10 protein-coding genes and 1 pseudogene are annotated in these 14743 nt (G+C 63.6%); 6 read left to right on the top strand and 5 right to left on the bottom strand.

Annotated features, from left to right (window positions below; all coding sequences use genetic code 11):
• Positions 1-37: 37 nt before the first annotated feature.
• Positions 38-571 carry an inorganic diphosphatase gene (gene ppa, locus X738_RS63700; RefSeq protein ID WP_023800478.1) on the top strand — a complete coding sequence of 178 codons (534 nt, stop codon included), beginning with the start codon at positions 38-40 and terminating at the stop codon, positions 569-571.
• A 244-nt stretch (positions 572-815) separates the two neighbouring features.
• On the opposite strand, the gene X738_RS63695 is transcribed toward ppa, so the two are convergent.
• Entirely contained in the window at positions 816-1409 is a 594-nt protein-coding gene (locus X738_RS63695) for a hypothetical protein (protein WP_023800477.1), read from the bottom strand.
• 45 nt (positions 1410-1454) lie between these two features.
• The gene (locus tag X738_RS63690) at positions 1455-2054 is read right to left on the bottom strand and encodes a TetR/AcrR family transcriptional regulator (protein WP_023800476.1); all 600 of its coding nucleotides are present in this window, start codon (positions 2052-2054) and stop codon (positions 1455-1457) included.
• Between the two features lie 82 nt (positions 2055-2136).
• Between X738_RS63690 and X738_RS63685 the strand changes: the two genes are divergently transcribed.
• Positions 2137-3420 carry an MFS transporter gene (locus X738_RS63685; RefSeq protein WP_031255484.1) on the top strand — a complete coding sequence of 428 codons (1284 nt, stop codon included), beginning with the start codon at positions 2137-2139 and terminating at the stop codon, positions 3418-3420.
• A 413-nt stretch (positions 3421-3833) separates the two neighbouring features.
• Positions 3834-5402, top strand: a complete 1569-nt coding sequence (locus X738_RS63680; RefSeq protein WP_023800474.1) for an alkaline phosphatase D family protein — start codon at positions 3834-3836, stop codon at positions 5400-5402.
• A gap of 267 nt (positions 5403-5669) precedes the next feature.
• Here the strand turns inward: X738_RS63680 and X738_RS63675 are convergent, their stop codons facing one another.
• A complete protein-coding gene (locus X738_RS63675) occupies positions 5670-5945 on the bottom strand; it encodes a hypothetical protein (protein WP_023800473.1) in 276 nt (91 codons plus the stop codon).
• A gap of 200 nt (positions 5946-6145) precedes the next feature.
• Here X738_RS63675 and typA point away from each other — a divergent pair, with 200 nt between their 5' ends.
• Positions 6146-7975 carry a translational GTPase TypA gene (gene typA, locus X738_RS63670; protein WP_023800472.1) on the top strand — a complete coding sequence of 610 codons (1830 nt, stop codon included), beginning with the start codon at positions 6146-6148 and terminating at the stop codon, positions 7973-7975.
• 300 nt (positions 7976-8275) lie between these two features.
• A complete protein-coding gene (locus X738_RS63665; RefSeq protein WP_023800471.1) occupies positions 8276-8890 on the top strand; it encodes a LysE family translocator in 615 nt (204 codons plus the stop codon).
• Positions 8891-8899: 9 nt separating this feature from the next.
• Here the strand turns inward: X738_RS63665 and X738_RS63660 are convergent, their stop codons facing one another.
• Entirely contained in the window at positions 8900-9223 is a 324-nt protein-coding gene (locus X738_RS63660) for a YciI family protein (RefSeq protein WP_023800470.1), read from the bottom strand.
• A gap of 159 nt (positions 9224-9382) precedes the next feature.
• Positions 9383-9550, bottom strand: a pseudogene (locus X738_RS63655) (peroxidase-related enzyme); the annotation flags it as partial.
• A 135-nt stretch (positions 9551-9685) separates the two neighbouring features.
• Between X738_RS63655 and X738_RS63650 the strand changes: the two are divergent.
• Positions 9686-14494: an NAD-glutamate dehydrogenase gene (locus X738_RS63650; RefSeq protein WP_023800468.1), complete on the top strand. Its 4809-nt coding sequence runs from the start codon at positions 9686-9688 to the stop codon at positions 14492-14494.
• Positions 14495-14743 lie beyond the last annotated feature (249 nt).

The following is a 14743-nucleotide window of genomic DNA, read 5'->3' as shown; positions in this document are numbered from 1 at the left end:
CCGCTATCGGTTTCCAATCGAAAGAGGGACAAAAGCCATGCGTATCGAAGCCATCGCCATCGGAAAGAACCCGCCGGAGGACATCAACGTCATCATCGAGGTGCCGATCGGCGGCGAGCCGATCAAGTACGAGATGGACAAGGAGGCCGGCACGCTGTTCGTCGACCGCTTCCTGCACACCTCGATGCGCTATCCCGGCAATTACGGCTTCGTGCCGCACACGCTGTCGGGTGACGGCGACCCGATCGACGTACTGGTCTGCAACACGCGCGCGCTGGTGCCGGGTTGCGTCATCAATGTGCGGCCGATCGGCGTGCTGGTGATGGAGGACAATTCCGGCCTCGACGAAAAGATCATCGCGGTGCCGTCGCCCAAGCTGACGCTGCGCTACGAGAACGTCACCGAATACACGCACCTGCCCGACATCACCCGCCAGCAGGTGCAGCACTTCTTCGAGCACTACAAGGATCTCGAACCCGGCAAATGGGTCAAGATCGAGGGCTGGCACGACGCCGCCTACGCCAAGAAGATGATCGTCGAGGCGATCGAACGGGCCAAGGCAAGCAAGTAGCCCAGCGCTGAATTTGCGAGCAAACTGCTGGCGTAGCGCCGCCCCTCATCCGCCTGCCGGCACCTTCTCCCCGTGAACGGGGAGAAGCCCGCTGACCTCGACCTTGGCGCCCATTCAGCAACGGTGGTAATTGGCGAAACCATTGATGGCTGCGTCTTTCTCCCCGTCACTATACGGGGAGAAATGCCCGGCAGGGCAATGAGGGGCAGCGCTGACCGACGTTACTTTTCAATGCGACGCGCTCCTAATTATCGACGCGGCCGAAAGCGGGTGCGTTGCCGATAACCACACGCTTGTCCTTGCCGCAGGCAAAGGTCCGCGCCTTCTCGTCGGCGAGCTTGCGTGCCTGGTCGTTGGCGCCGGGGTTGCCGGTGGCCAGCACCAGGCCGACGGTGCAGCCTTCATAGGTCTCCGGTTGCCCGACCTTGGCGACGATCAGCACGTCGGTCGGTTTGTTCTCCACCTCGGGATTGCTGATCGAGCGCCGATGAATGACCGCAAACGGGACGGCGCGATCGCCGTTCGTCTCGATGCGCCACTCGAGTTTGGATGCCGCCGAGTTGAAGGCGACAAAACTTTCCCAGACTGGGGTCATGTTGCTGGGCGGAAAACCATAAAACAGCGATTCCCGCGCGTCGTCGTAGGCGATCAGCACCGGGTAGCCGCGATAGCCCGAACAGGCGAGACTGGCCCAGTCGCCGTCGCCTTCCTCCGCTTGCGCGTAGGTCACGCAGTCCTTCTTCCAGTCGAGATCGGTGTAGGCGCTGGAAATGGCGCCGGCCCGGGCAGGCTGGCAGAGGCCGGCGAGGGCAAGCGGGATCAGCAAAAGAGCACGCATCGCGGGCAACTCCGTTTCGGGGCTGCCGCACGGTAGCGTCAAACGCTATTTCTTCAAGCTCGCTTCGATCAACAGGTCGGCATTGCTGGCCACAGACTTTGCCGGTCCGCCGGCCCCGAACAGCTGGCCACTGATATAGGCGCCTTCGATCAGAAGCAGCAGCCCGTCGCCCAGCGTATCGGCGTCGCTGGCACCCATTGCCGCCGCCATGGCGCGCAGGCGTCGGCGCAATTCCTGCTTGTTGGCCTCGCTCACCACGCGGGCCGGGTGGCCACGTTCGGGATATTCGACGGCCGCATTGGTCATGCCGCAGCCGCGATAGTCGGGCTTTTGCGTGCGCTTGCCGATGCGGGTCAGGAAGGCGGCGATCTGCGCGCGCGGATTGCCGGGATGGGCAGCCACCGCCGCGTCGAAGCGGGCCCAGAACTCGAGGTCGTATTGCCGCAGATAGGACGCGGCCAATTCGTCCTTGGAGGGAAAGCTGCGATAGAGGCTGGGCTTGGTGACGCCAGCGCGCCGCACGATCTCGTCGACGCCGATCGCCCTGATGCCTTGCCGGTAGAACAGGTCGCGGGCAACGCGAAGGATTTTTTCGCCCGCGCGGGGCCGTTCATCCGCTTTGATCGCTGGTTCAATGCTTTTCATTCTTGGACGTGCCGTTGCCTGCTTGACAATGTTACCGATCGGTACGTATGCTCCCATGCATTGCAACGTACCGGTCAGTAACATGATAGCTCGATCCCGCCCGTTTGGCCAGCGCTATGCTTTCGTCGTGGTGGCCGTCATTTTCCTGTGCCTGCTGATCGCGGCGGGCCTGCGGTCGGTGCCGGCCGTCATGATGCTGCCGCTGGAGGAGAGTTTCGGCTGGCGGCGCGATGTCGTCTCGCTCGCCGCGGCCATCGGCATCTTCCTCTACGGCCTGACCGGGCCGTTTGCCGCGGCACTGATGGAACGGATCGGGCTGCGCCGCACGCTGCTGGCGTCGCTGGTGCTGATGTCGGGCTCGACGGCGCTCAGCCTGTTGATGACCCAGCCCTGGCACCTGCTTCTCACATGGGGCGTATTCTCCGGCGTCGGTTCCGGCGCGGTCGCCACGGTGCTCGGCGCCACCATCGTCAATCGCTGGTTCAAGACCAATCGCGGCCTGGTGATGGGGCTGATGTCGGCCTCGGCCGCCACCGGCCTGCTGGTGTTCCTGCCGCTGCTCGCCGCGCTCGCGCAGTCGGGCGGCTGGAAGCCTGTCGCCATCGCCATTGCGGTCGCCACCGCCTGCCTGGTGCCGCTGGTCTGGCTGCTGGTGCCGGAACGGCCGTCCGCGATCGGCATGGTGCGCTACGGCGCTGAGGCCGACGACGTGCCGCCGGTTCCGCCGGCCTCGCAGGGCAATTTCCTCACCCACACGCTCAGCACGCTGCGTCGTGCCGCCGGCACGCGGGTGTTCTGGTATCTGTTCGCCACTTTCTTCATCTGTGGCTTCACCACCAACGGACTGGTCGGAACGCACCTGATCGCGTTTTGCGGCGACATGGGCATCGGCCAGGTGCAAGCCGCCGGCCTGCTGTCGCTGATGGGCATCTTCGACCTGATCGGCACGACGCTGTCGGGCTGGCTCACCGACCGTTTCGACCCGCGCAAGCTGCTCGGCGTCTATTATGGCATCCGCGGCCTGTCGCTGATCTATCTGCCTTATTCCGGCTTTTCGTCGACCAGCCTGATCATCTTCGCCGTGCTCTACGGATTGGACTGGATCGCCACCGTGCCGCCGACGCTCAGGCTGTCGAACGAGGCGTTCGGCGACCGCAGCGGGCCGATCGTCTTCGGCTGGATCGTCGCCGGCCATCAGGTGGGTGCAGCGGCGGCCGCCTTCTTCGGCGGCACCATGCGTGAATTGCAGGGCAATTACGAACTTGCCTTCCTCATCGCCGGCATGACGGCAATAGCCGCAGCCTGCCTCTCGCTGTTGATCAACACCAGCCGACCGGCCTTCGAGCCGGAAGGCCAACCGGCGTAGGGCGCCCTCGTCACAGGAGAGGCGCCGTCGGCCGGATTGCCAATCTCCCCCCTTGTGGGGGAGATGCCCGGCAGGGCAGAGGGGGGCGCGAAGGATCGCCAGCCTCTGGATTCTGCGTCGGTAAGGGTTTGCGACTCTGTCTGATTTCTATTTGTACGTCGGCGGGACAGCGCCCCCCTCTGGCCTGCCGGCCATCTCCCCCACGAGGGGGGAGATNGGCGCCCTCGTCACAGGAGAGGCGCCGTCGGCCGGATTGCCAATCTCCCCCCTTGTGGGGGAGATCGGCAGCTTCGCCGACTGCGCGACCCAGCCTTCTCCTGTTGTTTGTAACGAAACCTTCATGGTTTCGAGATGTGCGTGAAACATTGAGGCGGGACCTTGGCGGCGACGTTTAAGCCATCCAGGAGACAGCCATGAACAAGATTTCGCGCCGCGCTTTTGTCACGTCGGCGAGCGCCGCCGGCCTCGTCGGCGTATCGGGCCTCGCGCTTCCCTATTATTCGCGCGCCAATCAGCGGCCCGCCTTCACCCATGGCATCCAGTCGGGCGATGTCGACGCAACCAGTGGCGTGGTGTGGACGCGGACCGACCGCCCTTCGCGCGTCATGTTCGAAGTCTCGTCGACGGAGAATTTCGCCAATCCCTTGCGCCTTGCGCCGTTCGATACGTCGCCGGCCAGCGATTACACCGTAAAGCGGCTGCTCACCGACCTCACCTCCGACCAGGACATCTTCTACCGCATGGTCGCGGCCGATCTTGCCGACATCAACGCCGTCTCCGAGCCGATCGTCGGCCGCTTCCGCACGGCGCCGGCCTCGAAACGCGACATCCGCTTCGCCTGGTCGGGCGATACCGCCGGCCAGGGCTGGGGCATCGACGACACCGGCATGAAGACCTATGCCACGATCGGCAAGCATACGCCCGACTTCTTCCTGCATTCCGGCGACACCATCTATGCCGACGGCCCGATGAAGGACGAGGTCGAGCTGCCCGGCGGCAGCAAGTGGAAGAACAAGGTCCTCATCGAGGAAAAGCGCAAGGTTGCCGAGACGCTGGACGAGTACCGCGGCCAGTGGAAGTACAACATGATGGATAAGAACGTGCTGGGGCTAAACGCCATCTGCCCGACCTTCTACCAGTGGGACGATCACGAGGTGGTCAACAACTGGTCGGATTCGAAGAACCTGAGCGCCGACGACCGCTACTCGGAAAAAAACATCCATGTGCTGGCGGCACGCGCGGCACGTGCCTTCCACGAGATGACGACGATCCGCTACGAGCCGTCGGAACCGGGCCGCGTCTATCGCAAGATCGCCTACGGGCCGCTGCTCGACGTGTTCTTCCTCGACATGCGCTCCTATCGCGGCGCCAACGGTCCTGGCATGCAGGATACGGTGACGCCGCAATCGCGCATCCTCGGCGAACAGCAGATGAAGTGGCTGAAGCGCGAACTGGCAAACTCCAACGCGACCTGGAAAATCATCGCCGCCGACATGCCGCTTGGTCTCGTCGTCTGGAACGACGCCGCCAACAAGGCCGGCGCCGAGGCCGTCAGCAATGGCGACAATGGCCCGGCCAAGGGCCGCGAACTGGAAATTGCCGACCTCCTTCGCTACATAAAGAATGCCGGCATCACCAACACCGTCTGGCTGACCGCCGACGTGCACTACACGGCGGCGCATTACTACAATCCCGACAAGGCGCAGTTCCAGGACTTCAATCCGTTCTGGGAATTCGTCTCGGGTCCGCTCCATGCCGGCACCTATGGACCCAATGATTTCGACATGACCTTCGGCCCGGAGCTGAAATTCATCAAGGCGCCAACCGCCGAGCAGGGGCAGAACCTGCCACCCTCGGCCGGCCTGCAGTTCTTCGGCCTCGTCGACATCGACGGCGCCACTGAACAGATGACGGTGCGGCTGATGGATCGCGACGACAATGAACTCTACAAGATCACGCTCGACCCGGTGCATTCGGCGTGAGGGGACTGGGTCATTTTGTATCAATCCTGGGTGACGTCCCTGCCCCTCATTGCCCTGCCGGACATTTCTCCCCGTAAACGGGGAGAAAGTGGCCCGCATCGAAGATTTCGCTAATCGCGAACGTTGCAGAAGGAGAGCCGACATTTCGCGCAGCGGGCTTCTCCCCGTTTACGGGGGTGCCGGCAGGCGGATGGGGGGCTGCGCCGGCGTTGGCGAGACTTCAGGAAGGGTCGATCTGACCTTTCCGACAATGTGCGGAAAGCAGTCCTAATCCGGATAGCAAACGGTCGGAATATTGGGCCAAACAGCGCTGTCGCAGTTGGCGGCCTCCTGCCTTTGCTTGAAGGCGGCGCTGACCGGCCCGGTCACCACCGGGTCGACGCCATCGGGAGCGTCGGCAAACAACTGCTCCGCCGTTCGGGTGTCGGACGGCAGGGCAGGCTCCGTCGACGTCGCGGCCGACTGTGCCACGCCTGCCGCAAGCAGGACGGCGAGGGCAGCCCATGCAAGGATTGGCCGGTATCTGATGCCCGTTTTGCTCATGAAATTTGAACTGTCCCGACCGTGAAAGGTTCCGCTTTGGTTAATAATTCAATTTCACACCAAGACGCTTAAGATTTGGTGACCATCTATTTGGTGGCACGCCTCCTCTTTCGCAATTGCGAAAAACCCTGTATGAGCCGCCCAACCGAAAGAGGCAGCGCCTTTTGGCCTGCTGCCTGCAACGCTCCCGAGACCACAACATGAAAATTCGTAATATCGCGATCATCGCGCACGTCGACCATGGGAAAACCACCCTCGTCGACCAGCTCCTGAAACAGTCCGGCTCATTCCGCGACAACCAGCGCGTTGCCGAACGCGCCATGGATTCGAACGATCTCGAAAAGGAACGCGGCATCACCATCCTGGCCAAGGCGACCTCGGTCGACTGGAAGGACACCCGCATCAACATCGTCGACACCCCCGGCCACGCCGATTTCGGCGGTGAAGTCGAGCGCATCCTCTCGATGGTGGATTCGGCCATCGTGCTGGTCGACGCCGCCGAAGGGCCGATGCCGCAGACAAAATTCGTCGTCGGCAAGGCGCTCAAGGTCGGATTGAAGCCGATCGTCGTCATCAACAAGATCGACCGGCCGGACGCCCGCCACGTCGAGGTGGTCAACGAAGTGTTCGACTTGTTTGCAGCGCTCGACGCGACCGACGAGCAGCTCGACTTCCCTATCCTTTACGGTTCGGGCCGCGACGGCTGGGTGTCGGAAAACCCCGAAGGTCCGAAGGACCAGGGTCTGGCGCCGCTGTTCGACCTCGTCATCAAGCATGTGCCGCCGCCGACCGTCCACCCCGGTCCGTTCCGGATGATCGGCACCATCCTGGAAGCCAATCCGTTCCTTGGCCGCATCATCACCGGCCGCATCGAATCCGGCACGCTGAAATCCAACCAGGCGGTCAAGGTGCTGCATCATGACGGCACCCAGGTCGAAACCGGCCGTATCTCGAAGATCCTGGCTTTCCGCGGCCTCGAGCGCCAGCCGATCGACGAGGCGCAGGCGGGTGACATCGTCGCCATCGCCGGCCTGTCGAAGGGCACCGTCGCCGACACGTTCTGCGACGCGTCGGTGACCGAGCCGCTGCATGCGCAGCCGATCGATCCGCCGACGGTGACGATGTCGTTCCTCGTCAACGATAGCCCGCTGGCCGGCACCGAGGGCGACAAGGTGACCAGCCGCGTCATCCGCGACCGCCTGCTGCGCGAGGCCGAAGGCAATGTCGCGCTGAAAATCGAGGAATCGCCTGACAAGGATTCGTTTTTCGTCTCCGGCCGCGGCGAATTGCAGCTTGCCGTGCTGATCGAGACGATGCGCCGCGAAGGGTTCGAGATTGCCGTGTCGCGGCCGCGCGTCGTCATGCAGAAGGGCGAGAACGGCGAGTTGCTCGAGCCGGTCGAGGAAGTCGTCATCGACGTCGACGAGGAACATGCCGGCGTCGTCGTGCAAAAAATGTCGGAGCGCAAGGCCGAGATGGTCGAATTGCGCCCGTCAGGCGGCAACCGCCAGCGCATCGTCTTCCACGCGCCGACGCGCGGCCTGATCGGCTACCAGTCGGAACTGCTGACCGACACCCGCGGCACCGCCGTCATGAACCGGCTGTTCCATGCCTACGAGCCTTACAAGGGTGAGCTGCCGGGCCGCACCAACGGCGTGCTGATCTCCAACGAGCAGGGTGAATCAGTGGCCTATGCGATGTGGAACCTGGAAGACCGCGGCCCGATGGTCATCGATCCAGGCGTCAAGGTCTATCAGGGCATGATCATCGGCATCCATTCACGCGACAACGACCTCGAAGTGAACGTGCTGAAGGGCAAGAAGCTGACCAACATCCGCGCTGCCGGCAAGGATGAGGCGGTGAAGCTGACGCCGCCGATCCGCATGACGCTGGAACGCGCGCTGGCCTGGATCCAGGACGACGAGCTGGTCGAAGTGACGCCGAAGACCATTCGTCTGCGCAAGCTCTATCTCGACCCGAACGAGCGCAAGCGTTTTGAGAAATCGGCGAAAGTGGTCGGCGCGGCGTAAGGCGACGTCTCATTGAAGGGGGTCGGCGCTGCCCCTCACCCGCCTGCCGGCACCTTCTCCCCGTGAACGGGGAGAAGACCGCTGAGCGCACCCTCGGCGTTCATTTCTTGCAACGCTGGTAATTGGCGGAACCGTCGATGACAGCGCCCTTCTCCCCGTTGACGGGGAGAAGATGGCGGCAGCCAGATGAGGGGCAGCGCCGACGCCTGTTCAGAGGGCAAAGTTCTCTGCAAGCTGCAGGGGTGCCAAACCGCCGCTGATCGGGTATCCTTGGGCTCTCTGACGCTCGAAGGCACTCACATGCACGTCACCTCGCTTTTGATCTTCGCCGCCGCCCTTTTCGTCGCCGCGGGCTCGCCCGGCCCCTCGATTGCCGCCCTGGTGGCGCGGGTTATCGCAAAGGGCTTTCGCGACGTGTTTCCATTCCTGCTCGCCATGTGGATCGGCGAGGCCATCTGGCTGTCGCTGGCGGTGTTCGGGCTGGCGGTGGTGGCGCAGACCTTCCATCTTGCCTTCGTCGTGCTGAAATGGGTCGGCGTCGCCTATCTCGCCTACCTCGCCTGGAAGATGTGGACGGCCCCGGTCGAGGCGCGCGAAGGCGAGATGCCGCGCGAGGAGTCGGCCGTCAAACTGTTCTTTGCCGGCATGGCGGTGACGCTCGGCAATCCCAAGATCATGATGTTCTACCTGGCGCTGCTGCCGACCATCATCGATCTCGCCTCAGTGACGGTCGTCGGCTGGATCGAGCTGACGCTGACCATGGCCGTGGTTCTGGTCGCCATCGATCTGGCCTGGGTGCTGGCAGCAGCGCAGGCGCGAAAACTCTTGAAGAGCAGGCGGGCGATGAAGATCGCCAACCGCGTCAGCGCCACCACCATGGCCGGTGCCGCGGCGGCGATTGCGGCTCGATCCTGAGCCGGTGCGTCAGCCCATTTCGATGATCGGCGCGATCTCGACGCTGAAACCCGGGTCCTTCAGGATAGGACAATCCTTGGCCTTGGCGACGGCATCGTCGATGTCGTTCGCTTCGATGATTGTGTAACCGGCGGTCGGATTGCTGCCGCCATTGTTCTCGACTTTGCCGCCGGGCAGCACGGTCTTCGACATGCCGACCGGATTGCCACCGTCGACCACGGCCGAGCCAAGCTTGCCGTACCAGCCGTTCCAGGCATCCATCGCCGCTTGCCGTTCGGCGTCGTCGGTCGGCATCTTGCCGGAGCCGTGATAGACATAGAGAAATTTCGCCATGTTCTCCTCCGTTGATCTTCCGTTGATCGGCGGGCGTCGAACCGACATGCGGTCACGCCGCAGGGCGATAATCGGACCAAACCGAAAAACAAGCAACGAGAATGCGAATCACTAATGTGAGGTCCGGTTGGCTCGCAACCGCCATGCTCTCACCGCGCCATCGCGTGGTATGTCGGTGAAGGCGCGCAGCTTCGTCTCATCGAAAGCGTAGGCCAAAAGCACATTGGGAACGAGGCCGAGCTTCTCCTCGCATTTGGCGAAAGAGGCTTTCGTCGCTTCGCTCAGTTCCGCAGGCGCGAGGTCAAGTGCGATGATTTTGTCTTTTATGGCGGATTTTCTCCTCATTTTCGGTGACCCACCGGCGAATCCCGACATTTCGTCGCAAGCGGTCAAACCTTTGTCGCCAAATATCGGTCATCTGCTACCATAGTCGCAAAACATATGAGGGAGGGATTTAGCGACATGGCCGGCCTGAAATCTGCAAGCCAGTTGAAAAAGATAAGCACGGCCAAGGGCAGCGAGAAACCCGGCAGGCTTGCCGATTACCTGCTGGCCCGTGCGCCGGCCGAAGATGTCGCCGCCTATGAGGTCACCGCACTCGAACGTGCCGCCGATCTCGCCGGACGCGCCGTCGCCAGGCACAAGAAGGGCGATTGCGTCGTCGCCATAGAGGTTGATTCCGGTGTCGTGCGCCAGGGCAGGCCGATGACGGTGATCACCGTCGTCAACGACAACATGCCGTTCCTGTTCGATTCCATCCTCGGCGAGATCACCGAGAGCGCTGGCGAACCGCTGCTGGTTACCCATCCGGTCATCGTCGTCAGGCACGGCAAGAGCGGCGTCGACGAAATCCTCGGCGATGGCGGCTTCGCCAAGGGCGATCACAGTCATGAACGGCTGAGCGTCATCCACGTCCATATCGGCCGTCTTTCGTCCGAGCAGGCCGAGGCATTGGCTGACCGGCTGAAGAAAATATTGGGCCAGGTGCGCGCCGCCGTCACCGACTGGAAGCCGATGCTGGCCCGCCTCGACCAGGCAATCTCCGAGTTCCGCTACGCTCCGGTGCCGCTCGACAAGGCCAACGTCACCGAAGCGATCGCCCTCCTCGAATGGCTGCGCGACGACAATTTCACCTTCCTCGGCATGCGCGAGTTCAAATATACCGGCGGCGAGAAGAGCGGCACCCTGGAGCGCACCGAAAAGCCCGGCCTCGGCATCCTCTCCGATCCCGACGTGCTGGTGCTGCGGCGCGGCACCGAAGCGGTGTCGACGACGCCGGAAATCCGCGCCTTCCTGCACGGGCCGGAATCGCTGATCGTCACCAAGGCCAATGCCAAATCGTCGGTGCACCGCCGCATCTATCTCGATTACATCGGCGTCAAGACCTACACCGCCAAGGGCGTGCTTGCCGGCGAGCTGCGCATTGTCGGCCTGTTCACCTCGACTGCCTACACGCGCTCGGTGATGAAGATCCCCTATCTCAGGTCGAAAGCCGAAACCATCATCGCCAAATCCGGTTTCAACCCTGAAGACCACTCCGGCAAGGCACTGATCAACGTGCTGGAGAGCTATCCGCGCGACGAGCTGTTCCAGGTTCCGGTGCCGATCCTGCGCAAGCACGCCGAAGCCATTCTGGGGCTGATCGAGCGGCCGCGCGTCAGGGCGCTGGTGCGCGCCGATCAGTTCGACCGTTTCGTCTCGATCCTCGTTTTCGTGCCGCGCGACCGCTACGACAGCGTCGTGCGCGAGAAGATCGGCACCTATCTGAAGACGATGTTCCAGGGCCGGCTTTCGGCCTACTACCCGGCCTTCCCGGAAGGCGGGCTGGCTCGTGTCCACTTCATCATCGGGCGTTCCGGCGGCAGGACGCCGAAGGTCGACCAGGCGACGATCGAGGCAGCGATCCGCGCCATCGTGCGGACCTGGGACGACATTCTGCGCGAGACCGCCGAAGAGACCGGCGCCGATGCGGCGCTCACGGCGATCGCCTCGCGCTTCTCGGGAAGCTATCGCGACAGCTTCTCACCGGCGGAGGCGCTGGCCGATGCCGGGCGCATCGCCAGGATCAGCGCGGCCAATCCGATCGCCATCGACTATTATCGTCATGCCAACCAGGAACCGCATCAGGCGGCGCTGAAGATCTATCACCATGGCAGCCCGGTGGCGCTGTCGCGACGGGTGCCGGTGCTGGAGAACATCGGTTTCCGCGTTATCAGCGAGCGCACCTTCGAGGTCGGGGACGAGGCTTCCGACATGATCAATACTGATCAGCCGGGCATGGTCTTCATCCACGACATGGAACTCGAAAACAGCTACGGCAAGCCAATCGACCTTGGCGACCGCGGCGCGCTGTTCGAAGACGCGTTCCTTTCCGTCTGGCGCGGCGACATCGACAATGACGGCTATAACGGCCTTGCCCAGACCGCCGGCCTGTGGTCGGGCGAGATTTCCATCCTGCGCGCCTACGGCCGCTATCTGCAGCAGGCCGGCATCCCACAGAGCCAGGATTTCATTGCCGCCGCGCTCAACCGCTATCCGGAGATCGCGCGTGGCCTGCATGAGCTGTTCGTCGCCCGCCTCGGACCGACGGCGCAGACGGACGGGGCGGTCGCGGCCAGGCACCTCAAGGCCAAGATCAGGGATGCGCTGGAAGAGGTTCCCAACATCGACGACGACACCATCGTCCGTCGCTACCTCAACCTGATCGAAGCCTCGCTGCGCACCAATCATTTCGTTCCCGATCTGAAGGAGAAGGGCCAGTCGCTGGCGATCAAGCTCGATTCGCAAGCGGTCGACGGCCTGCCGGCGCCGCGGCCGTGGCGGGAGATCTTCATCTACGGCTCCGAGGTCGAGGGCGTGCATCTGCGCTTCGGCCCGGTCGCGCGCGGCGGCCTGCGCTGGTCGGACCGCGCCCAGGACTACCGCACCGAGGTGCTCGGTTTGGTCAAGGCGCAGCAGGTCAAGAACGCGGTGATCGTGCCGGTTGGCGCCAAGGGCGGTTTCTATCCGAAGAAGCTGCCGATGGGCGCCGGCCGCGACGCCATCTTCGAAGCCGGCGCGTCCGCCTACAAGAATTACGTCTCCAGCCTGTTGTCGATCACCGACAATATCGGCCTGGACGGCGTCATTCCGCCGGCTGAGGTCGTGCGGCGCGACCAGGACGACCCCTATTTCGTCGTCGCCGCAGACAAGGGCACGGCGACCTTCTCCGACACCGCCAATGCCATCAGCGAGAAGCATGGCTTCTGGCTCGACGACGCCTTCGCCAGCGGCGGCTCGGCCGGCTACGACCACAAGAAGATGGGCATCACCGCCAAGGGCGCCTGGGAAGCGGTCAAGCGGCATTTCCGCGAGATGAACCGCGATATCCAGACCACACCCTTCACCGTTGTCGGCGTCGGCGACATGTCGGGCGACGTGTTCGGCAACGGCATGCTCCTGTCCGAGCAGACCCGGCTGATCGCCGCCTTCGACCATCGTGACATCTTCATCGATCCCGCTCCCGACATGGCGGTTTCGATGGCCGAGCGCCGGCGCATGTTCGCCCTCGCCCGTTCGAGCTGGCAGGACTACGACAAGACAAAACTGTCCGAAGGCGGCATCATCGTCTCGCGCAGCCAGAAATCGATCACGCTGCCGCCGGCCGCGGCCGCGGCGATCGGCCTCGGCAAGACGACCGCCTCGCCGGTCGAGATCATGAGCGCCATCCTCAAGGCGCCGGTCGACCTTTTGTGGTTCGGCGGCATCGGCACCTATCTCAGGGCATCGACGGAAACCAACCAGGACGCTGGCGATCGCGCCAACGATGCCATTCGGGTGACTGCGCTCGAAGTGCGCGCCAAGGTCATCGGCGAGGGCGCCAATCTTGGCGCGACGCAGCGGGCCCGCATCGAGTTCGGGCTGAATGGCGGGCGCTGCAATTCCGACGCCATCGACAATTCGGGCGGCGTCAACTGCTCCGACGTCGAGGTCAACATCAAGATCGCGCTGGCTTCCGCCATGCGCAAGGGGGCGCTGACCCGCCCAGCGCGCAACAAGCTTCTCGCCGAAATGACCGACGAGGTGAGCGCGCTGGTGCTGTCCAACAATTACGAGCAGACGCTGGCGTTGTCCCTTGCCCGCAAGCGCGGCCTTGCCGATATCGCCCATCAGAGCCGTTTCATGGCAGCGCTCGAGGCGCGCGGCCTGCTCGACCGCAATGTCGAAGCTCTGCCGTCGCCGGCAGGCCTTGCCGAGCGCGAGGCGCGCGGCGAGCCGTTGACCAGGGCCGAGCTCGGCGTGCTGCTGGCCTATGCCAAGATCGTGCTGTTTTCCGACATCGTCGCCAGCGACGTGCCGGACGATCCGCATTTCGACCGTGACCTGATGGGCTATTTTCCGGACCGGATGACGAAGAAATTCGCGGCCGAAATCCATGGCCATCGCCTGCGCCGCGAAATCATCGCCCGTGTCGTCACCAACGATCTGGTCAATCGCGGCGGCCCACCCTTCGTCAACAGGCTGCAGGAAGCAACCGGTCGCAGCGCGGCCGACGTGGTTCGGACCTTCGCTGTGGTGCGCGACGGCTTTGGCTTGCCGGCGCTCTATCGCCAGATCGACGCGCTCGACAACCAGATCGACGGGCAGGTGCAGCTCGACCTATATCAGGCGGTTAGCCGGCTCACCTATGTCGCCAGCGGCTGGTATCTGAAGAACGATACCAGCACCGCTCCGCTCGGCCAACGGATCGCCGAATTGCAGAACGCCCGCAAGGCACTGGAGCCGAAGCTCGCTTCGCTGCTTCCGGCCTTCTCGCGCGAGCGGATAGAGGAGCGGCGGCATGGTCTGGCCAAGGGCGGCGCGCCCGAACAGCTGGCAGAACATCTGGCGCTGACCGATGTGGCCGGCGTCGTGCCTGACATCGCGCTGACGGCCCGAACGGCGAATGCCGACATCATCGCCGCCGCGAAGGCGTTTTTCGCGGTCAGCGATGCCTTCCGCATTCCGCGCGTCGAGGATGCGGCGCGCTCGATCGCGCCGTCCGACTACTACGATCAATTGGCGCTTTTCCGCGCCACCGACACGATCGGCGCAGCCAGGCGCGGCATCGCCGTCGCAGCGCTCACCGGCCACGCCGGGGCGGCGGACCCGGTGGCGGCATGGCTGGAGGCCGGCGGCGAGAGGGTCGGGCGCATCCGCGAGCGGCTGCAGGCGCTGACCGAGGGCGGCGACATCACCGTGTCGCGGCTGTCGGTGGCATCGGGGCTGATCAGCGACCTGACGGCGCTGTGAACTGTTCGCTTCACAAGGCCGGCGCTGCCCCTCATCCGGCTGCTGCCACATTCTCCCCGTATAGTGACGGGGAGAAGGAACTTGCTGCAACGCCAGCGCCTTTTCTGCAACGGCAGCCGTTCGCGAAACCGCCGATGACAATGTCTTTCTCCCCGTCCCTATACGGGGAGAAATGCCCGGTGTCCGAACCGGATAGATAGGTAACAGAATGGACTGATTGCATGGGTGACAGTTTTCTCCTTCGCCGGG

The organism is Mesorhizobium sp. L48C026A00, assembly GCF_000502375.1.
GTDB classification, from domain to species: domain Bacteria; phylum Pseudomonadota; class Alphaproteobacteria; order Rhizobiales; family Rhizobiaceae; genus Mesorhizobium; species Mesorhizobium muleiense.
The sequence above is the reverse complement of the archived record's forward strand: the minus strand, read 5'-3'. Positions and strand labels throughout refer to the sequence as shown.